19 protein-coding genes are annotated in these 18,350 nt (G+C 54.1%); 6 read left to right on the top strand and 13 right to left on the bottom strand.

The features are described 5' to 3' along the window. Positions 1 to 8: 8 nt before the first annotated feature. From NWP14_RS26470 to NWP14_RS26435, 8 genes are all read right to left on the bottom strand, one after another. Positions 9 to 254: a DNA polymerase III subunit theta gene (locus NWP14_RS26470; RefSeq protein ID WP_165370645.1), complete on the bottom strand. Its 246-nt coding sequence runs from the start codon at positions 252 to 254 to the stop codon at positions 9 to 11. Positions 255 to 438: 184 nt separating this feature from the next. Further along, positions 439 to 630 carry a hypothetical protein gene (locus NWP14_RS26465; protein WP_064360958.1) on the bottom strand — a complete coding sequence of 64 codons (192 nt, stop codon included), beginning with the start codon at positions 628 to 630 and terminating at the stop codon, positions 439 to 441. Between the two features lie 77 nt (positions 631 to 707). Next, a complete protein-coding gene (locus tag NWP14_RS26460; protein WP_064349942.1) occupies positions 708 to 1,133 on the bottom strand; it encodes an antirestriction protein in 426 nt (141 codons plus the stop codon). Between the two features lie 434 nt (positions 1,134 to 1,567). Continuing rightward, positions 1,568 to 2,350 carry a hypothetical protein gene (locus tag NWP14_RS26455; protein WP_064349928.1) on the bottom strand — a complete coding sequence of 261 codons (783 nt, stop codon included), beginning with the start codon at positions 2,348 to 2,350 and terminating at the stop codon, positions 1,568 to 1,570. A gap of 53 nt (positions 2,351 to 2,403) precedes the next feature. Further along, positions 2,404 to 2,823 carry a DUF1380 family protein gene (locus NWP14_RS26450; RefSeq protein WP_064349927.1) on the bottom strand — a complete coding sequence of 140 codons (420 nt, stop codon included), beginning with the start codon at positions 2,821 to 2,823 and terminating at the stop codon, positions 2,404 to 2,406. A 44-nt stretch (positions 2,824 to 2,867) separates the two neighbouring features. Further along, positions 2,868 to 3,089 carry a hypothetical protein gene (locus tag NWP14_RS26445; protein ID WP_064349924.1) on the bottom strand — a complete coding sequence of 74 codons (222 nt, stop codon included), beginning with the start codon at positions 3,087 to 3,089 and terminating at the stop codon, positions 2,868 to 2,870. After that, positions 3,089 to 3,769 carry a DNA methylase gene (locus tag NWP14_RS26440; protein ID WP_064375853.1) on the bottom strand — a complete coding sequence of 227 codons (681 nt, stop codon included), beginning with the start codon at positions 3,767 to 3,769 and terminating at the stop codon, positions 3,089 to 3,091. Before NWP14_RS26440 ends, NWP14_RS26445 begins: the two co-directional genes overlap by 1 nt. A 555-nt stretch (positions 3,770 to 4,324) precedes the next feature. Continuing rightward, positions 4,325 to 4,555, bottom strand: coding sequence for a hypothetical protein (locus NWP14_RS26435; protein ID WP_064360969.1), 231 nt, complete (start codon positions 4,553 to 4,555; stop codon positions 4,325 to 4,327). 184 nt (positions 4,556 to 4,739) lie between these two features. Here NWP14_RS26435 and umuD point away from each other — a divergent pair, with 184 nt between their 5' ends. The 3 genes from umuD (at position 4,740) to NWP14_RS26420 (ending at position 6,919) form a co-directional block, all read left to right on the top strand. Further along, positions 4,740 to 5,189, top strand: coding sequence for a translesion error-prone DNA polymerase V autoproteolytic subunit (gene umuD, locus NWP14_RS26430; RefSeq protein WP_064360957.1), 450 nt, complete (start codon positions 4,740 to 4,742; stop codon positions 5,187 to 5,189). Further along, positions 5,189 to 6,463 carry a Y-family DNA polymerase gene (locus NWP14_RS26425; RefSeq protein WP_064349913.1) on the top strand — a complete coding sequence of 425 codons (1,275 nt, stop codon included), beginning with the start codon at positions 5,189 to 5,191 and terminating at the stop codon, positions 6,461 to 6,463. Before umuD ends, NWP14_RS26425 begins: the two co-directional genes overlap by 1 nt. A gap of 189 nt (positions 6,464 to 6,652) precedes the next feature. Then, positions 6,653 to 6,919, top strand: a complete 267-nt coding sequence (locus NWP14_RS26420) for a hypothetical protein (protein ID WP_064349910.1) — start codon at positions 6,653 to 6,655, stop codon at positions 6,917 to 6,919. 1,167 nt (positions 6,920 to 8,086) lie between these two features. Here NWP14_RS26420 and NWP14_RS26415 read toward each other — a convergent pair. Together NWP14_RS26415 and sopA are read right to left on the bottom strand one after the other, a co-directional pair. Beyond that, positions 8,087 to 9,058, bottom strand: coding sequence for a ParB/RepB/Spo0J family plasmid partition protein (locus tag NWP14_RS26415; RefSeq protein ID WP_064349907.1), 972 nt, complete (start codon positions 9,056 to 9,058; stop codon positions 8,087 to 8,089). Beyond that, on the bottom strand, positions 9,058 to 10,224 hold the full coding sequence (gene sopA, locus NWP14_RS26410) for a plasmid-partitioning protein SopA (protein ID WP_064349905.1): 1,167 nt from the start codon (positions 10,222 to 10,224) through the stop codon (positions 9,058 to 9,060). Before sopA ends, NWP14_RS26415 begins: the two co-directional genes overlap by 1 nt. A gap of 775 nt (positions 10,225 to 10,999) precedes the next feature. Between sopA and NWP14_RS26405 the strand changes: the two genes are divergently transcribed. Further along, positions 11,000 to 12,010 carry a RepB family plasmid replication initiator protein gene (locus tag NWP14_RS26405; protein WP_064349902.1) on the top strand — a complete coding sequence of 337 codons (1,011 nt, stop codon included), beginning with the start codon at positions 11,000 to 11,002 and terminating at the stop codon, positions 12,008 to 12,010. 469 nt (positions 12,011 to 12,479) lie between these two features. Here NWP14_RS26405 and NWP14_RS26400 read toward each other — a convergent pair whose 3' ends face one another. The 3 genes from NWP14_RS26400 to NWP14_RS26390 all read right to left on the bottom strand — a co-directional run bounded on the left by NWP14_RS26400 (position 12,480) and on the right by NWP14_RS26390 (position 14,758). Next, a complete protein-coding gene (locus tag NWP14_RS26400) occupies positions 12,480 to 13,265 on the bottom strand; it encodes a site-specific integrase (RefSeq protein WP_064360956.1) in 786 nt (261 codons plus the stop codon). 51 nt (positions 13,266 to 13,316) lie between these two features. Further along, on the bottom strand, positions 13,317 to 13,667 hold the full coding sequence (locus NWP14_RS26395; protein ID WP_064360955.1) for a hypothetical protein: 351 nt from the start codon (positions 13,665 to 13,667) through the stop codon (positions 13,317 to 13,319). 152 nt (positions 13,668 to 13,819) lie between these two features. Beyond that, on the bottom strand, positions 13,820 to 14,758 hold the full coding sequence (locus NWP14_RS26390; RefSeq protein WP_064360954.1) for a hypothetical protein: 939 nt from the start codon (positions 14,756 to 14,758) through the stop codon (positions 13,820 to 13,822). 539 nt (positions 14,759 to 15,297) lie between these two features. Between NWP14_RS26390 and NWP14_RS26385 the strand changes: the two genes are divergently transcribed. Further along, entirely contained in the window at positions 15,298 to 16,383 is a 1,086-nt protein-coding gene (locus NWP14_RS26385; RefSeq protein WP_057064681.1) for a hypothetical protein, read from the top strand. A gap of 10 nt (positions 16,384 to 16,393) precedes the next feature. After that, positions 16,394 to 17,767: a hypothetical protein gene (locus NWP14_RS26380; RefSeq protein ID WP_115191625.1), complete on the top strand. Its 1,374-nt coding sequence runs from the start codon at positions 16,394 to 16,396 to the stop codon at positions 17,765 to 17,767. Positions 17,768 to 18,350: the final 583 nt, after the last annotated feature.

Genomic DNA, 18,350 nt, shown 5'->3' with positions numbered 1-18,350 from the left:
CACTCTCCTTAACCTTCTTCTGGCTTCTGATATTCAGGTGCATTTGCGCGCGGCAGCTGCTGGCTGTTCAGCCTGTGAATACGCAATCTCTCCTGGAAATATTCACGGAGATGCTCTGGCTGTTCACGCGCCGCGAGCTCGGGCACAACAGGCTTGTTCATACGCTCCTGCCATGCGACGGCAGCGGCCGCTTTATCGACGGAGACTTTGTCCTGATCTTCTTTTGAGAAAGAGGCGATATTCCACTTTGACATCGGCATTACCGGGTAAGAAACAACTTAGCGGAGAGTATACCCTTTCGCCGATCCTGTCGCCTGGTAACGGAGAGCGCGAGTGCGGCGCCGCAGGCGCGGCGAGACGCCTCGCCGGCAGGCGCAGCCTGCCCGGGTTTTCGCGCGGGCTGACAGGCGCCCTCCTGCCCGACGCCTGGCATCCAGTCTACTGTTCTTTTCCACCCTGTAAGATGAAATGACCGCCGAGATACACGGCACACTGACAGGTCATATATTCGCAGATTTCATCCATGACCTGCGCGGTTGTCAGTTCCCGCTGGCCGGAATCACGGCGGCGGGCATTGTTCAGGGCTTTGTACTGTCGCAGTATTTCGCGGGATTCTGGCGCAATATTCATCCGTATCATCCTTAACCGGCGGGATTCCCCCGCCGTGTATTATGCAGTCTCTGAAAACATGCCATCCAGGTCGTTAATCATTCCAGCGCGGCGTAAATGGCGTTGCATTCCGGGTGAAAGGTAATGTGATTCCAGAGCTGGGCATCACGCAGCATGTAAAGGTGGGTCAGGGCCGGGTTATTGCAATCATGCCAGGCCGCCAGACGACGGTTAACAGCCATGCTGGTCAGGATAATGCCCGCCGCGTCTGCACTGACGGTACGATCGAACCAGTTTTCCGTGTGAACCAGATGTACTCGCCCACAATCCGGCATCATGTAGCCACCGCCTTCCGGCAGCCGAATGAAGTACCAGAAACAACCTTCATACTCCGGCATCAGTTTTTTCGCCAGGGCGTACACCTGTAACTCCGCGATCATAAAATCATTGCCGAACATGTACGGCAGGAAGGAAAGTCGATCGGACTCTTCAACATTCAGGACCGCGCGCGTTTTCAACTGCATGGTAAAAACCTCCGTAATCACATGGACTGCGACACCGGGCGGTGCCGTGCCTCCATAACAGACGGGCGGTCAGTCGGGAATGCAGGGGCGCAAGGGAAGCCGCAGCCTGACGCACACGGCAGGCGGGAGCTGAAGGGTGAGTCCGTGAAAACTGAGCGGGCGAACGACCGGAAGAACCCGGCTGACGGGAAGGAGGGACCGGGTGAACGCCGCGGCGAAGCGCACCCTTGCATTCGCGACAGCCCGGCTACGATGGAGGCACGGCACAGCCCGCATACGCCACAGTGATATCAGAGAGTGGTTTTCACCGATAAGGCCCGGAAACCGGGCCGGGTGAACGCGGAGCCGGCACGGGGACATCCTTTTAACACTGGTCCTCTTACGCCGGCAGGCAAAAAAGGGAAGGACTCCCCTTTCCTCCCCCCGGCGGTTCCTTACACTGATCGGATTGTTGAAAATGCATTGCAGACAAGGGTGATTTCTGCGCGCGCTTCTGCCATGACCTCATGTAGCAGGGTTAAATCCATCCACCGGTGCGGAGGCTCTCCCGGAGTACGTAACACATCGCACATCTGCCCACACGCCAGGATCTGATCCACTTTGTCGCTGATAACAAAGAACTCAACGGCACTGTAGCGCGCGCCTTTGTTGAGGATGGCATCAAGCACCACCGGTACATTGTCGTCATCCTCGTCCAGCCAGCAGGGCATATCATTTTCTTTCACAACCAGACGGAAATTTCGTGTCTGGCGGTAAAACAGCGTTTCCCCGCGAGTGGTCAGCGCGGCCTCTATCCGGCGAGCATCCTCCCGAACCTGCCGGGAGATATTCCGGACGGCATGAAACAGACAATCGGTTACAGCGTGAATTTCCGGCTCCGTCAGCCATTCCCCGGCCCAGGGAAAGGATATTTGTGTCCCGTCCTCCGGAAGCTGTGGTGCGTCTGCATAACGGCTGCCGGATAAAATAATCTGCGCGGGCGTCCCGGCTATTTTTGTCATGGCAGTTTGCAGCTCTGCGGGTACGCCACCGGTACAAAGCAAAGGAAGCAGATGAACCATATTTGCCGCATCCAGACGGACATACATGCTTATCCATCCGGGTTTGTTTACCGGATCACGCTGATCAACATCGGTATGGTCAGGCCATCCATAATCAGCTATCAGATCACGCGCGCGGCGCATCACCAGGGCGTTTAGTGTGGTGGTTTCCTGCATGGTATCGTCCTCGAAACAGGTTAATGACACGCCGCCCGGGCGGCGTGCAGATTTCAGTTTTTCAGTAATGCGCGCACTTTCGCCGTATCAGAAAGGCGACGGGTCACGCTTTCCGGCACCGGATGGTTATCATCCCGGGCGGCCCATTCCCTGTGCCATAACGCCTGTTCGGCGGTCGTCAGCAGGGTTTCGAGCAGGTCAGCCGGCACCAGGACTCCCGCAACGGCCTCTTTCACTTCCTCGATCAGGCTCATCACCGCACCGGCAGACACACCCGACTCAAGCCGCTGGTCTTCCGGTATGGCGTCCATGCGCTCCAGCACCGCCTTTATGTCCTGTTCAGAAACGACACATTCCATCCCGCCGGCCAGCGCTTCGATATCCTCCGGGGACCAGACAATCAGGTTCAGCGGGGTTTCTGCGGGATAGTGCTCATTCAGCAACCGGCAGAGGGTTTCACAGGTTCCGTACATATTTTTTCTCCGTTGATTCTGTGGGGCGGCACCGCCGCCCGCTGTCAGTCCTGAAAACTTTCATCCAGCATCAGGGCGATATTGAATGCCTTGTCCAGCAGTTCGCTGATACGCCGCAGACTCATGCCAGCCAGCCGTTCAGGCAGCCCGTCATGCCGGTAGTGATACTTTTCTTCCAGCACAGTGAGGGTGGTTTTCAGGTCGCACAGGTTGTTCGCCAGCCCTGCCATATCGCGGCGCAGGGTTTCGTGTCCGCCGTAGTTCATTACGCGGCCTCCGGATAAAAGACGTCGTTGGCGGCCGGGCGCTGCATGGCGCGCTGTACCGCTGACAGGCGGGCAATCCCCGCTTTGTGGTACTGCTCCATCAGTTCAATGCCGATGTAACGGCGCCCAGACTGGAGGGCTGCCACGCAGGTGGAGCCTGAGCCGGCAAACGGATCGAGAACAATGGCGTTCGGGTGTGTGAAGCTCTCGATCAGAGGTTGCAGGCTGGTAACGGGTTTTTCGGTCGGGTGGTGGCGGTTGCCGCTGTATTTCCAGCTCAGCACGTCCGGCAGCGGGTCCTGCGGCAGCGGCGGGCGCCCTTTCGCCAGGATATAGGCGCATTCATGGCGGTAGCCGACAAACGCGGATTTGGACGAGTACGTTTTGGTGAACACCAGATGCCCGACCACGCTGAACCCGGCGCTTTTCCATGCGGCCATAAAACGATCGACGCGGTTCCAGCCGTAAAAACTGACCATCAGCGCGTCTTTTTTGAGTACGCGATACATCTGATTGCAGGCAGGCTGGAGCCACTCGTCGGTTTTGTCCCCGGCAAGGGTGCGGCCGGCGCGGTCACGGAAGCCGACCAGGTACGGGGGATCGGTCAGAATGAAATCGACGGCGCGATCGGGAAAGCCGCCCATAATATCGATACAGTTACCCAGGATAAAACGGGACATAAGGATACCTCGTGGTGACAGGGGGCACCCAGGAGGACGTCGGTACGACGTCCGTTCCCTGCTGCCCGGAGCCTGTACGCCGCGACCGGTAACGGGTCAAGCTGACCGTGGAATACCGCAGCCGTCAGGCTTTCCGACGGCAAGGCTATGCCGCGAAAGCGGCTTGAAGGGCGCTCCTCAAAAGGCGAGTGGATGGCGTAAAATCACAACAACGCCGGACAGGAGCGGAAAAGCCGCCCGTCCCGTGTCCGCCCGGGCGCGGCACACTGGCTCCGGGCAGTGACTATTCCCGCGCCAGGCGCGGCATCGATGCGGAGCAGCGCGACATCATTATTTTCTGAAGTACCGGGCAGGAGAGGTAAAGGCGCCCACACAGGCACCGTGCGGCAGCGGACGCACAGGTGAACGGGTGAACGGCGGAAGAAACTTTCGGGAACCCGCTATCCACAGAGCGTCTGTTTAACTCTGTGGATAACCTGGAGGCAGCTGGCGGAGAAGAGCCATAAGGCAGGCGTCGCGTTAACTGTTCTTTTTTTGAGCAGAGTGAAAAGAATATCAGCGTGGCCGGGGCTTGTCTCCGACCAGGGACAGGCCGATATAAACCCCCGCCCCCCAGATAACCTGTGACAACACGAAGATCCACAGCGGGACGTCGAACACCAGAAGCGGAAGCAGGCACACGGTGACAATGCCAATCAGTTGACTGCCGTATTTTCTGCGTACAGGTTCACTGCTGTCGACCGGGACGCCGGCAAACCGGAGAACATTTCTGAAGCCGGGTGACATAAAGACCTCTTCGGGAATGAAATGCATTTGATATTAGTATATTACAGGATAACGGGGTCAGTGCCGTCCTGGCATGCGTTTTTGTTACATGACACTTTTTTTCGCCATCACAGCAGGGAGTTAGCGTGGGGAGGCGTAAAGAGGCTTGCAAAAACAAGCAGCCGGTAAAATAATTACTGTATATATGTACAGTAAAGGGAATAAAACGGTGAAATTCACATCTGCAGCACTCAACCCCGGAATACTTACTCTTCCGCTTTTCACTGAACGATGCGCGGCAGGCTTCCCCTCCCCTGCAGCCGATTACACCGAATCAGAACTGGACCTCAACGAGTATTGTATTCGCCGGCGCCACTCGACCTATTTCGTCAGGGCCATCGGAAACTCGATGACGGACATCGGTCTGTATTCCGGCGATCTGATGGTCGTCGATAAAGCGGAAAAACCCCGGCATGGCGATATCGTTATTGCCGAGATTGAAGGGGAGTTTACCGTCAAGCGGCTTCTGCTGACCCCCCGCCCTGCCCTGCAGGCGATGAACCCGGCTTATCCTAACCTGTACCCGGACCCGGAAACGCTGCAGATATTTGGCGTGGTGACCGCGTTTATTCATAAAACACGGGATACGGACTGATGTACGCCCTGGCCGACGTGAATTCGTTCTATGCCAGCTGCGAGAAGGTGTTTCGCCCTGATTTGCGAGGAAAACCAGTGGTTTGCCTTAGTAATAACGATGGCTGTGTAATCGCCCGAAGCGCGGAAGCCAAACGCCGACTGGGCATCAAGATGGGCACCCCGTGGTTCCAGCTGAAGGACACACAGTTCCCTGAGAAGCTGCACGTGTTCTCCAGTAATTATGAGCTTTATGCGAGCCTCAGTAACCGCGTGGTTGCGCTGCTGGAAGAGTTATCTCCCCGCGTTGAGCAGTACTCCATCGACGAATGCTTCCTGGACGTCAGCGGTATCAACCACTGTATAGACCTGGAAGCCTTCGGCACGCAGCTGCGTGAGCACGTTCGCAATGGCACCGGCCTGACGATCGGAGTCGGTATCGGCGCCACAAAAACGCTGGCGAAGTCGGCGCAGTGGGCATCAAAAGAGTGGCCGCAATTCCGCGGCGTGCTGGCGCTGACTCCGGCCAATCCGCGGCGAACGGCAAAGCTGCTATCCCTGCAGCCGGTTGAAGAAATATGGGGGGTTGGAAACCGGATAGCGAAGAAACTGAAAGTGATGGGGATCACCACGGCGCTGCAGCTGTCCCTGACTAACCCGACGTTCATCCGGAAAAACTTTAACGTGGTACTCGAGCGAACGGTCCGGGAGCTGAACGGAGAGAGCTGCATTTCGCTGGAGGAAGCAACGCCGCCCAAACAGCAGATCGTCTGCAGTCGCAGCTTCGGGCAGCGGATCACCACCTATGATGAGCTCCGCCAGGCCATATGTCAGTACGCTGAGCGGGCAGCTGAAAAACTGCGCGGTGAGCGCCAGTACTGCCGGCACATTTCCGCATTCATCAAAACCTCGCCGTTCGCCGTCAAAGAGCCGTACTACGGAAATATCTCGACGGAAAAACTGAGTACGCCAACGCGCGATACCCGGGACATTATCGCTGCTGCGGTTAACGCGCTGGACAGGATCTGGGTACCTGGCCATCGCTACGCAAAAGCCGGCGTCATGCTGAACGATTTCAGTCCAAATGGAGTCTCTCAGCTGAACCTGTTCGATGAGATACAGCCGCGGCCGCACAGTGATGAACTGATGAAAGTCCTCGATGGCATTAATCACTCAGGGCTTGGTAAGATCTGGTTTGCCGGCAGAGGTATTGCTCCTGAGTGGCAGATGAAGCGGGAGATGTTGTCGCCGGCATATACAACCCGCTGGAAAGAGTTACCGGTTGCCAGGTTTTAACCCGGCATGGCTCAGCCCGGGTCTGGCTTGCATGGCCACCAGGATGGGAACATGCAAAACAGGAAAAGTTATTCATCGATGAGCTATGGACAGCTCATCCAGCTTTCCATGAGAAGAAAAATAACTTATCGTTTAAAAAACCGGGTATCACTCTTTTATCAATAACTCTGGCAAATTAAAGGAATGCAAATGATAACTTTGGTAACTCTGGCCATCATCTCCATACCTGTGATCTATATTCTATGGGATAAGTATATTCGAATATACCCACTCTCCTACTTCGGCATCGGAGACGTGCAGCGTGTTGCCAACTGGGAAAATCCTGAATGGCGAGTGCGGGTTTTTTCTCGAGGCGGTATGACCAGCCATGAGTGGATAAAAATCAACACCTGTCAGCTTGAGGCGTTCAAATCAGAGCTGCAACGCAGAAAAGCTAAGTTTCCCTCCTCAGATTGAAAACGTCATAGCTTCTTCATGATGGATACTCAGGTAATTGCGATCAGTTATACAGCCCTCTCCCGGTTTTATCCTCCGTTTTTACGGATAATCAATATAGCTACCTCCGCCTATTAGATGGTTGGCATATACTGTGTCGGTCATGCCATCGTAGCCCCTTTCCTAACCCGTAGCTCTGAAATACTGTACGTAACGGGCCAGATACTCCTGAGACCGATCGGCCTGGAGGGATAGCCGCCGAGGAAATTATTTGTTTCCTGCCGAGCAATATCTTTTCACTCACTGCCGGCCTGCAGATGCGGAGTGCTTCCATATCCTTCGTTTATTTGACGGTGAGTGTAGGCCGGCAGGGTAATGTGAGCAGCATTATGTTCAAATGGGACCACGGTCCCAGCAGGCTGGCCGACGGTAGGAACATTGATTATGTAGGACCACGGTCCGAGCTGACCGACTGGCAGTGGGATCATTGATTAAATGGGACCACGGTAGCAGCATTGATTATGTGGGACCACGGTCCCAGCAGGCTGACCGACGGTGGATGCATTGACTAGGTGGGACCGCGATCCCAGCTGGCTGACCGCCGATGGGTGCATTAACTAAGTGGGCCACGGTCCCAGCTGGCTGACCGCCGCTCGGTGCATTAACTAAGTGGGACCACGGTCCCAGCTGGCTGACCGCCGCTCGGTGCATTAACTAAGTGGGACCACGGTCCCAGCTGGCTGACCGCCGCTCGGTGCATTAACTAAGTGGGACCACGGTCCCAGCTGGCTGACCGCCGATGGGTGCATTAACTAAGTGGGACCACGGTCCCAGTTGGCTGACCGCCGCTCGGTGCATTAACTAAGTGGGACCACGGTCCCAGCTGACTGACCGCCGGTGGGTGTATTGATTAAGTGGGGCCACGGTGCCAGCTGGCTGACCGCCGATGGGTGCTTTAACTAAGTGGGACCACGGTGTCAGCTGGCTGACTGCCGGTGGGTGCATTGATAAAGGTGGGACCGCGATCCCAGCGGGCTGAGCGCCGATGGGTACATTGACTAAGTGGGACCGCGGTCCCAGATAACTGATGGCGGATGATTAGGGAAATATAGAAAGGGTAACCAATAAAGAATAAGGGTCGTTATGGTGAAGAACTTCTGAAATTAAAATTCTCCACCGTTCGGTATGTTATGAAGCTGTAGATCCCAGTTCTTTTAAAATGGCTTCAATTCTTTCAATACATTCTGCAGGCAAGCGCGTTCTGTCGAGGTTCAGTATAACTTTATCCCCCTTGTAGAGAGCAGATGCACCTGGTGCGTATTGATGCCGCGAGCTCAGATTAGATCTAACCGCAGGTGTATTTTTCAGAACAGCGGTCAGTAAAGTAATAACCTCATCGGCTTCAAAAATCACTCCCGCTTTCTTTTGCCCATGCAGGTTAGCAGCCTGTTTTATCAGTAATTCCTCTTTATCGGCAAAAGCTTTAAAGAGGGTTTCACCTGCCCGGGCTGAAAGTTCCCCAGGATGAGAGAAGAGGGCAACAACCGATTTTGGCAATCTGGATGTATTGATACAGCGACTGATAATCTTGCGCGAGATGTTTTCGGCATCGGCAAGCGCAGAGATATTGCCGGCAAATTCATTCTGCAGGCGAGTTGCATAACGATGCCCTCGTTCATAGGCGCTGGTTGGACGATAGTCATTACCTAGCCGTGACAGCGCCGCCATTTGTTCATCATCAAGGTCGCCGACAAGGATCCGATAGTCACTGGATGTCAGGATGGCAGCTTTTCGTCGACGACTACCATCCGCAATCTCAATAACACCTGAAACCCGACGCCCGAAAGCAGGTGTTTGCTGGCCTGCCAGTAAGAAGGATGGTATCAGGTCGTCCAGAGCGTCTTCTGTCAGAAGCTCCTGATCACGTTCATTACCTGACCAGACTCTGGAGTTACCTTCAACCGAGCTACCTGGGATAACTTCCAGTGTAAATTTGACTTCTCGCCCACATACAGGCAGAGCGATTGCATTTCCACGGGCCATTGCCCCAACACGAGCAATCAACGAATCAACCATTGGCGCGGCCGGAGCGGGGGACGTTGCCACTTCCGCAGGTGCGGTACTCGCAGAATGTTTTGGAATGACGGGGGCGCGTTTCATTATCTAATCTCCCAACGTGGTTTAATCAGGCGATCAAAAATTTCGTTGCAAACAGGCTCCCAGATAGACAGTGCATTACGCCAGGCGCCAGTGGAGGAACGCTGATCGATAGCCTGTTCGAAAACCGTTCTCATACGGATCTGACCTTTACCGACTTCATCCGTTTCGCGGACAACATTCTTCAAAACCATACTTCCCCAGGCATCTCGGATCTGCTCTTCCATCCAGGGAGACTGCGAACCATTGTTGTTAGAGTATTTAGTTAACAGGATGCGGACATCCGGCTCAAATCCTTTCAGATCAACGTTCTTCAATAAGTCACGCAGCATGTCAAAAAACTGCAGAGCGGAGGTGTAATCGAATAATTCTGCAGGCGTTGGTACAATCAGCACGTCGGCCGCACAAACCACATTGATAGTACCTATACCCAGGTTGGGTGCGCTGTCGATCACGATGACATCATAGTCATGAGCCACTGTTTCAATGGCTAAACGCAGCATCAGATGCGGATCGGTTGGCAGTTTTCCTTCATCAAACTTACCCATCAGTTCGGTTTCAATCCGATGTAATGCCAGGCAGGATGGAATGATATCGAGACCTGGCCAGCAGGTAGGTTTTACCGCATAGCTGGCATCATCTTTTTCGCCAAGATAGAAGGGGAGTAACGTGTCTTCAGCATGAATATGGAGATCGGGTACCCATCCGTGATACATCGATGCTGTTCCTTGCGGGTCGTTGCCTTCAACAAGCAAAACACGTAACCCTTTCAGAGCAAGATCCTGAGCAAGGTGAACAGAAACCGACGTTTTATAAACGCCACCTTTGTGAGCGGCGACGCCGATAACCGGTGGGAAGGCATCCTCTGAACGCCGCAGACGGGTACCAAAAACATCCCGCATGTGATTGATTTGTTCGATGGTATAGCCGACACGTTGTTCAACTCTGCCGCGGGTTTCAAGATCGGGGTGTGGCAGACGGCCTGCTTTCTCTGCATCCCTGATGGCCTGAGACGATACCCCAACTAAATCAGCGGCTTCACCAATCCTCCAGCGGCGGGTAATTTTGCGAGCCTCAGGGCTGTCATCATTGAATTGGGCAATCGCAATTGCTTTAGTCATTTCGTGGCCAGCGGTTATGCACTGGTTAAGTGTATCCATTAGTCCCATATTGAGCATCCTTTAATCATCACTTTGCATTATTTTATTAAATCTTGGAATTTAATGCAAAGCAACAATAAAAACGCAAAGTGAACTAAAACATGCAAAGTTGCTCACGAAATAGGCAGTTATCGATCTAGATCAGATGAGATTTCACGGATACTGCATACCGCAGTCAATAATAGTTACTACCGCTCGCCGCAGAACGCTTTCGCGCTCCGTGAGAAAGCGTTGAGGAAGCGGAAAAGAGCTGAACTTACTGAAAGCACTGACGCGCTGATGCCAATTACGCACACTAAATCTTTCCTGCTGTGAATATTCACTGTGGCATGCAATATATTGACTGTGGTATGCGATTCTATTATTCAGAGTGGCCAAAAGAGCCGATGAAGGTTACGTACTACAGTCAAGATTTGATCTGGTCGGGGAGTAGTGCGACATCATGACGATGAACTCATCGCGAGGTGTATTAAAAATATCACACCAGGTGACGGACTTACGTCAATTTTGATGTGAACTGGTCTGGCAGAGTTATTCATAGTGTCGATCCAATAAATGATCCTATAGAGATCATAGTGAGATCATAAAGAGATCCCCGGATCGTTTGAGCCCCCGTGTTGACTGGTCTTAAGGGGGCTCAGCATTGACTATAGCGTGTTAAATGTTGACTGACGTATGCATTATCTAATACTGTGATATGCAACGGTATTTACTGAGGTATGTATTTCCGTTGACTGAGATATGCATTTATACTTGCCCTTGTGGATAACCGTTGGGATCAAAGATGACGAGCGAAAATAATAGCTTACCTCTGAATCTGCAGGAGGTTGATAAGAAAACCGGTGAAGTTGTTAAGCTGGATGTCAACAGCACCAGTACCGTTCAACCCGTTGCGCTCATGAGGCTTGGTCTCTTTGTTCCTACGCTGAAATCGACAGGAAGGAGTAAGGCTAACCGTAAAAACGTCACAGATGCGACTGAGGAGCTTGTACAGCTGTCTATCGCGAAGAGTGAAGGGTACACCGACGTCAGGATCACAGGATCGCGTCTGGACATGGACACGGACTTTAAAGTCTGGCTTGGGATCATTCGCTCCATGTCAGAGTATGGCGTAAAAAAAGACACGCTAGAATTGTCTTTTGTTGAGTTCGTTAAGATGTGTGGTTTCGATTCGCGGCGTTCAAACAAAAAAATGCGCGACCGTATCAGCAACTCCCTGTTCAAACTGGCGACCGTCACGTTGAAGTTCCAGAATGACACCAAGGGCTGGACCACACACTTGGTGCAGTCGGCTTACTATGATATCAACGAAGATATCGTGGAAATCAAGGCCGAGCCCAAACTCTTCGAGCTCTACCACATGGACCGGCGGGTGCTGCTGCGGTTGAAGGCGATCGACGCCCTGCAGCGTAAAGAGTCTGCTCAAGCCCTGTATACCTACATCGAAAGCCTGCCTCAGAACCCGGCGCCAATCTCCATGAAACGTATGCGCGATCGGCTGAATCTTACCTCAAACGTGTACACGCAGAACCATACCGTTCGCAAAGCGATGGAGCAACTGCGGGATATTGGGTATCTGGATTACACCGAATTCAAACGCGGACGGGCAGCCTATTTCAGCGTGCATTATCGCAACCCGAAACTGATCAGCAGTACTGTGAAGTCGCCTCGCAAAGAGGAAGAGGCGCAGTCTCCTGAGCAGAACTATGATGAGGTCATTAAGGCTTTGAAAGCCGCGGGTATCGATCCTCAGAAGCTGGCCGAAGCGCTCACCAGTATGAAGCCTGAAAATTGACTGTAGTACGCAAAAATTCACTGCGGTATGCTCTTATTCTTCGTTATTGACTGTGATACGCATCACGCATAGCGCAGTCAATTTAACTCTCTTTATCCTTCATGCTTCCACGCATTAAATTGACTGTTGTATGGGATGTTATACGAAAAAACACTGATATTGACTGCGGCATGCACTTTAGGCGAGTAACGCGTTCCATGTATTGACTGAGAGATGATGCCCTGCACACCACAGTCAATTTTTAGGCCGCCGGTGATAGCGCATTTATGTGATATAGCGGATGCGGCGTCACAGTAATCGATAAATATACCCCATCGGGCCCAGACCGGCTCACCGTTTGTTTCTGCGAATTAGGCTTCATAAGTCCCCATAATCGCTCCCGCCGATGAGCGCAGGGAGCCATAAAAATGTTCACTATTGCGAAAGCCACAGCATAACTTGAGTTATTTTCCATAGCACGGCGCTCGCGTTATCGTTGGGGGAGCTGTTTCATCAGGGCCACCGCTTCAGTTTCCGGCATCGCAAACTGCACGCGGTGCCGTGCCGCGATGTCGAGCGCAAACACTTTCGTGTAGATCTCCGTTGAACTCACTGACTTGTGACCCATCAGCGACTGCAGCACCTTCAGGGGAATACCGGCATAGAGCATGTGCATGGCGTAGGAGTGGCGGAACGTGTGCGGTGTTACTGGCACAGAAAACGTCACACCGTCGGCCGCAGCGGTATCCACGGCTTCATTCAGCCACGTGCGGACCGTCCGGTCGGTGATCTCCCAGATACGCGCTTTTTCAGTTCTGCCGCTTCGCTTATTGCGCCGCTCGAGCGGAATTTTCAGCGTGGCCACCATCATCTGCAGCTGGCTGACGTACTGGGTGTCCGATAACGGCACCAGTCGGTGAGGCAACGTGCCTGCCGGCAACCGCCCGGCCGTCCGAGTGGATTTTTCGGCGCGCTGCTTAAGGGTGGCCAGCTGCACAAACGGATACGGTGGCGCCAGCGAAAAATCCCCTCTTGTCAGCGCCAGCGCTTCGTTAATGCGGGCACCAGTATTCCACAGCGTGGCCAGCAGCATCTTGCGGTGCAGATCCGGGACGTAGTGGAGCAGGGCGCTCACTTCCGGCGCCAGCAGATATTTCGGCAGTTCGTCCTGAACGAGAGCCATCTGGCGCAGGGCCAGGGCAGCAGGGTAATCGATGGCCACCGGCAGCTGCGCAGCTGAAAACGAAATGCCCTGACCTGATAATGCCGGCATCATTGATTGTTATCCTCCGTGTCCGCGTATTGCTGTTTAAGTCGCACCAGTGCTTTATTTGCCAAACAGCGCTGGCATTTCATCAAACATCATCACATGGCGGGTCCGCTTCCCGCGAAAAATGCGCCGCATCATCGGCGTAAAATCACCGGGCTCCCAGCCATAAGGCCAGGTATAGTAAATCCCGTCCTTCAGCGTGCTGTCGCGTCGCTCAGGTCCCGCAACGATACGTCTGACCTCCCTGCTCAGCGCCTCACCGCGCAGGCCATACTGCCCCAGGTAGCGGCGCAGCCGCGTTCTCGGCATCCGCGGGTCGGATTTCACGTAAGCATTAATATCCATATGCTGAGTGGCGGTGATGATAGTCATGCCGTACTTGCGCATGGTGTGGAAGGCGACGTTCATCACGTCTGTGCCTGTCTGTCTTTCGTCACTGATTCTGTCCATATTGTTTCCTGTCAGCCTGTTGAATTTCACCTTCGGCCTCAGCAGTTCCCCGGGTTCTTAATTCTGGCCAGTAAGCCCAAAACATCCCAACCCGTGACGGTTGTACCGGATCATTCATCCTGGTGGTCAGTATGTCCGGAAGCCGTATCCGGCCCGGTGGCCGCAGCCACTTCCTTCAGTATCGGTGTCCAGCCGCCCTGAAACCATTCTCCAGGATCTTCACCGTTGAGTACCTGCTGCAGCCAGCGGGCCGATGAACGGCGGGGCGAGTCCTGGAAATAGACGTGATGATGCTGGCCGATGACCGTCCAGAAATCAAAATCCGGGTGCTCCGGCGTCCAGTCATAAGTGTTGATGGACAGCCGTGCACCTTCTGTTTTGAGAAAGAGGAGAAACCTTTTGAGGTTGCCGTATCCGCCGCTTCCCATGCCGCTGCGCAGGTAAAAACTCTCCGTGACAACGCCGGGTGTGACCCGCTTCGTCTGTATATCCTGACGCAGGATGATCAGGGTGCCGTCATGCCTGCCGCCGGCTATTCTGAGAAACTCAAACGTGTGGTCGCCTGTACTGCCGACGGGAAAGAAAAACTCCCTGTACCCCGCAGAGCCCAGGCGGACAAACGGAAAAGGTTGCCCGCTTTCACCCAGAAGCCAGTCCGCCGAGGCATCAAAATTCCGGGCGATCGTATCTGCCAGCGTAAAGGACAGCTCCTGGCGTCCTTCCATGATATCCATCAGCACACCCGGCGAGGTATCCAGTTGCCTGCCGAAGCGGACCAGGTCAAACGTGTCCGGCGGTCTGGCTCCGGAAAATTCCCGGAAGTAATTGTCCGCCATGAGCCGGTTGAACAACCACTTCAGCCGCTTGCCCGTTTCATGCTGCCAGCGCTCCCTGTCAGACATCGCGGGCCCGGCCTGAACCACGGGCTGATAATACTCCCGGAGGGCAATCCGGATCTCCCCCTCGAGGGAACGTTCATTTTTCATTGCTGACTGCTCAATGCGCGCAAACAGCGCATCGTCAACATTTCTGGCCTGGATTTTCGCCATGACTCTTTCCTTGTGCAAAACGTATTCAGATTCGGTAAATAGTCAGGATAGTAAACATGAAGCCTGATTTACCGTAAAAAGAATAAATGTATACGTAATGATTCATTTTGTACACAAACAAAGAAAACTGCACATAATAAGCAGAGAAACAGTCACGCCAATAAATTACCGGACTACTCTTTTCAGGTGATCCGATTTTTTGCCTATACACGACTATCCGGAAGTGTACCACGCACACGGAATAATCATATTGCTGTTTTCCGGTGCCGCGCGCCGGGTGATGGGGCAGGGGAGGAACACAACATCTAGCGTCATCGGCAGCTGAAAATACCGCTACATCTTGTGTTACCGGGCCGCTGCGCGCCGGGGCGTCTGAAGCAGATCCGGAACTTGGGGTTTTCGGATCTCAGGTGTGGAGATGAAGTAAAAGAGACTTTTATAGTCACAAATGACATCATGTCATTTAAGTAATTGAGTGCAAATTACATTAAACTCGTGCATTCTGATTCAGAAAAATACCACCGAGAGAAAACAGCATCATGCTCAGCCAGCTGACATTACGGTTTCCAAAAAAACTGATTGAGGGTCTCAAGTCCCGTGCCTCTGCGGAAGACACCTCGGTAAACGCCCTGACAGAAAAGCTCCTCAATGGGGCGCTCAGAACCACTTCACCCGATGACACCTATTTTGCCCTGCAGGCCGATCCCTGTGGCACACGGGAGTCACTCTACAGGAAGGTGATCCGGGGAGAAACCTTCGGGCGTCAGTCCCTGAAAACCGCCGAGCTGCGCTGGTTGTTTACCCAGGTGCATGCCGCCTGCCAGACGGGCAGTGCGTTTATGAGCTGGCCGGTCATGGAGGCGCTGCTGAACATCACCTTCGGGGCGCTGGTTTACGCCGCAGAAAACGGGATTGCCGTGGACACGCACTATATCAACCGGGCCTTTGACCTCACTGGGAAGAACTACCGGGAAGAGACGGAAAGGTTCATGGCAACCATGCCGCACAACGTGGACTCGGCCTGGGCTGAATTCCTGCTGCGCCCCCTCGCTTCCGGCGCGCTGAACCTCACAGCCTTCCCGGATGAGGCGCTGTCCCGGATTTGCACGCCGGCACGACTGAAACTCATTTTCCCGCTGGTTATCCGGGCGCAGAACCCGGACCAGAACGCGATGAAAGAGTGGGCGACCGCAACCGGACTGGTGACGGATGATCTCAGCCGGACAGCAACGGTGGAGGACATCTGTCTGCATCTGCAGGTCCGGGGCAACCGCTATCCGCAACTGTCAGGTACCCCCTGGCAGGCACCGGCATTCAGCCTGTTCGTGAGCGCCGGCCGGGTATCACTCGCGCTGGGCTGGGACGTATTCAGTGCTCTGGTTCGCTATATGCAGGCCCGTGCATGGCTTGGGGCCACGCACGAGTGGAGCGCCCGGGACAGTCTGGTGTCGCTGCATATTTCAGCTGGAGAAGAGGACAGGGTTATACTTGGGCTCGACGGAACCCACGTCTCCATGACGCTGGACGAATACCTGCTGCTGGAGGCGGCTCTGCTGGCAGTGGTGGCCACACCTGACACGGCACTGGTGCTCGCAGAACTTCGCGCCCTGTACGGGGATCTGTGAGGAGACACGTATGTACAATAATCTCCCGGCCCTGACGGGAAGCATTCTCTGGGATGAAAGACTTCTGTTCGCGGATTATGCTGCACTGAGTGAGGACGCGCTGCGGGGCGCCCTGCAGGAATATCTTCAGGCGGTTAACGCGCTTCGCCGTGAGTGGCATGCCCCGGACGATTCGCCCCTCAGCCTGTGGATTTCCCGTCACGATCAACTGTCACTTTACCGCCCGGGATTACTGTCTGCCGAACGCATTATTCTGACCGATTCCCTGGAAGAAGCGGCGTTACGGCTGGACAGTGCGGGTATGGCCACCGCTACTGACCTTCTGGTACAGAACCGTGCGACCGACAGGCTGCAGGACATCAGAGTGGGGGTGGCGCAGTTTGTGCGCTTCGTGAGAGAACATTTTCACCTGATCCAGGCCGGCTTCATTGTTTTCTCCCCCTGTCAATCAGCCCGGGAGGAACAGGTGCGTAAGCTGCAACTGCTGGAAGATAATGCCGCTCGTCACTTTCTCAGCGGGGTGATGCCCCCGGCTGTGGTCAGGCTCTATGAGCGCAGTCTGACAATACGGGGCGTTGAGCGCGTCAGTGACGAAGGCCACATGCGTTTCGTTTCAGAAAAAAACCTGCCGGGCGAAATCCTGCTGGAACTCCGGGACTGTCTGAGTCCCTATGCGAACGGTCATATTTTCCAGGAAATCCGGCCCCTCTCGGAAAATGAGGACGGTACACTGGCGGTGGAAATCACCCGGAGCAGACCGAACAGCCGGAGCCGCTATAACCGGTGGATTCAGGGTGCCGCTAACCGCAGCATTTATTTTCATTACCGCGGCCTTCTGACCGATCTCAGCCAGTCAGCGCAGGCCGGCGCGTCGCTGGTCACACGCTGTCCGCTTCAGGGGAAAATACTGGCGAAGCTTGATGCGCCGGGACAGCTATCACGCCGGATGCTGGAAATTGACATTCCGTTTCTGCAGAACCTGTCGCTTGCGGACATCTTCCGGATCCGAACAGATTACGAGCCGAGTGTGACCGCGTTCAGACGCTCGCTGCGCGACGCCGCTCTGGAAATGGAGCAGGCGTCCGGAGCTGAAGCCATCCGCCTGCTGCAACTGCGTTTCCGGGAACGTATCGCGGATGAGGGACTGGAGGATCTGCGACAGAAACTGAGCGCCTGGAAACGGCAGAGCATGCAGGATACAGTCCTTCTCGCCTTACCTGCCGTACTCGGGTACACAGGAGCGCCGGCGATTTCAACACTGGCCACCGGAGCGGTCAGCCTGCTACAGGCTGCGCTGGGGGCGTACCGTAATCACAGGGAGATCACACGTCACCCTTCCTGGTTTCTGTTTCGTACTTCAGAAAGTAAACGCCTGAGGCGGTAGATGCCTCAGGCCACTTAGATTAAATCATCATAAATAGTGATAAATGCCAGTTAAATCCTACGCAGTTCAGGGTGATTTCACAATTACACGAGTGCAGTCAATTCCCCTGTCTGCCAAAGCCCTGTCAGAACGGGCTATCTGTAATTTCTGATACCGTTCGTTACGCTCAGTAGATAACAGTCTGTACAAAAAACAGTCTTAACGTAGGATATTTTCCGTTTTCCAAGCGGACCCCAACCGTATTTTGCAATAACTAACTCACTGATTTATATGTAAACCTAACGACATTGCATAAACGAACGTTTGTGCGTGAAGGTGGAACGAGAAAAGTTGGCAGTTATCGCAGCGACCCGGTCACTACCCCTTCCCGCAGGACCACCCTCAGTAGGGAACATCGTCCTGAAAAGGCGTGTCATCCCATAGGACATTGTCCGGTTCTTCATTACGGAATGAAGGTTTGAATCGCCACGGGTTTAACAGACACCTCAGAGTCATTTAAGATGGCTTAAAGAGAGGTGCCCATGAGCGGTAAGCGTTATCCCGAAGAGTTTAAAACTGAAGCAGTCAAACAGGTTGTTGATCG

The organism is Klebsiella sp. C349492, assembly GCF_042055345.1.
Classification (GTDB): domain Bacteria; phylum Pseudomonadota; class Gammaproteobacteria; order Enterobacterales; family Enterobacteriaceae; genus Klebsiella; species Klebsiella scottii.
This window is presented reverse-complemented; position numbering and strand designations above follow the sequence as displayed.

What these genes read in the sequence shown, in the direction of transcription:
- NWP14_RS26470 (WP_165370645.1), bottom strand. Translation starts at nt 254, where the DNA reads ATGTCAAAGTGGAATATCGCCTCTTTCTCAAAAGAAGATCAGGACAAA.
- NWP14_RS26465 (WP_064360958.1), bottom strand. Translation starts at nt 630, where the DNA reads ATGAATATTGCGCCAGAATCCCGCGAAATACTGCGACAGTACAAAGCC.
- NWP14_RS26460 (WP_064349942.1), bottom strand. Translation starts at nt 1,133, where the DNA reads ATGCAGTTGAAAACGCGCGCGGTCCTGAATGTTGAAGAGTCCGATCGA.
- NWP14_RS26455 (WP_064349928.1), bottom strand. Translation starts at nt 2,350, where the DNA reads ATGCAGGAAACCACCACACTAAACGCCCTGGTGATGCGCCGCGCGCGT.
- NWP14_RS26450 (WP_064349927.1), bottom strand. Translation starts at nt 2,823, where the DNA reads ATGTACGGAACCTGTGAAACCCTCTGCCGGTTGCTGAATGAGCACTAT.
- NWP14_RS26445 (WP_064349924.1), bottom strand. Translation starts at nt 3,089, where the DNA reads ATGAACTACGGCGGACACGAAACCCTGCGCCGCGATATGGCAGGGCTG.
- NWP14_RS26440 (WP_064375853.1), bottom strand. Translation starts at nt 3,769, where the DNA reads ATGTCCCGTTTTATCCTGGGTAACTGTATCGATATTATGGGCGGCTTT.
- NWP14_RS26435 (WP_064360969.1), bottom strand. Translation starts at nt 4,555, where the DNA reads ATGTCACCCGGCTTCAGAAATGTTCTCCGGTTTGCCGGCGTCCCGGTC.
- umuD (WP_064360957.1), top strand. Translation starts at nt 4,740, where the DNA reads ATGTACAGTAAAGGGAATAAAACGGTGAAATTCACATCTGCAGCACTC.
- NWP14_RS26425 (WP_064349913.1), top strand. Translation starts at nt 5,189, where the DNA reads ATGTACGCCCTGGCCGACGTGAATTCGTTCTATGCCAGCTGCGAGAAG.
- NWP14_RS26420 (WP_064349910.1), top strand. Translation starts at nt 6,653, where the DNA reads ATGATAACTTTGGTAACTCTGGCCATCATCTCCATACCTGTGATCTAT.
- NWP14_RS26415 (WP_064349907.1), bottom strand. Translation starts at nt 9,058, where the DNA reads ATGAAACGCGCCCCCGTCATTCCAAAACATTCTGCGAGTACCGCACCT.
- sopA (WP_064349905.1), bottom strand. Translation starts at nt 10,224, where the DNA reads ATGGGACTAATGGATACACTTAACCAGTGCATAACCGCTGGCCACGAA.
- NWP14_RS26405 (WP_064349902.1), top strand. Translation starts at nt 11,000, where the DNA reads ATGACGAGCGAAAATAATAGCTTACCTCTGAATCTGCAGGAGGTTGAT.
- NWP14_RS26400 (WP_064360956.1), bottom strand. Translation starts at nt 13,265, where the DNA reads ATGATGCCGGCATTATCAGGTCAGGGCATTTCGTTTTCAGCTGCGCAG.
- NWP14_RS26395 (WP_064360955.1), bottom strand. Translation starts at nt 13,667, where the DNA reads ATGAACGTCGCCTTCCACACCATGCGCAAGTACGGCATGACTATCATC.
- NWP14_RS26390 (WP_064360954.1), bottom strand. Translation starts at nt 14,758, where the DNA reads ATGGCGAAAATCCAGGCCAGAAATGTTGACGATGCGCTGTTTGCGCGC.
- NWP14_RS26385 (WP_057064681.1), top strand. Translation starts at nt 15,298, where the DNA reads ATGCTCAGCCAGCTGACATTACGGTTTCCAAAAAAACTGATTGAGGGT.
- NWP14_RS26380 (WP_115191625.1), top strand. Translation starts at nt 16,394, where the DNA reads ATGTACAATAATCTCCCGGCCCTGACGGGAAGCATTCTCTGGGATGAA.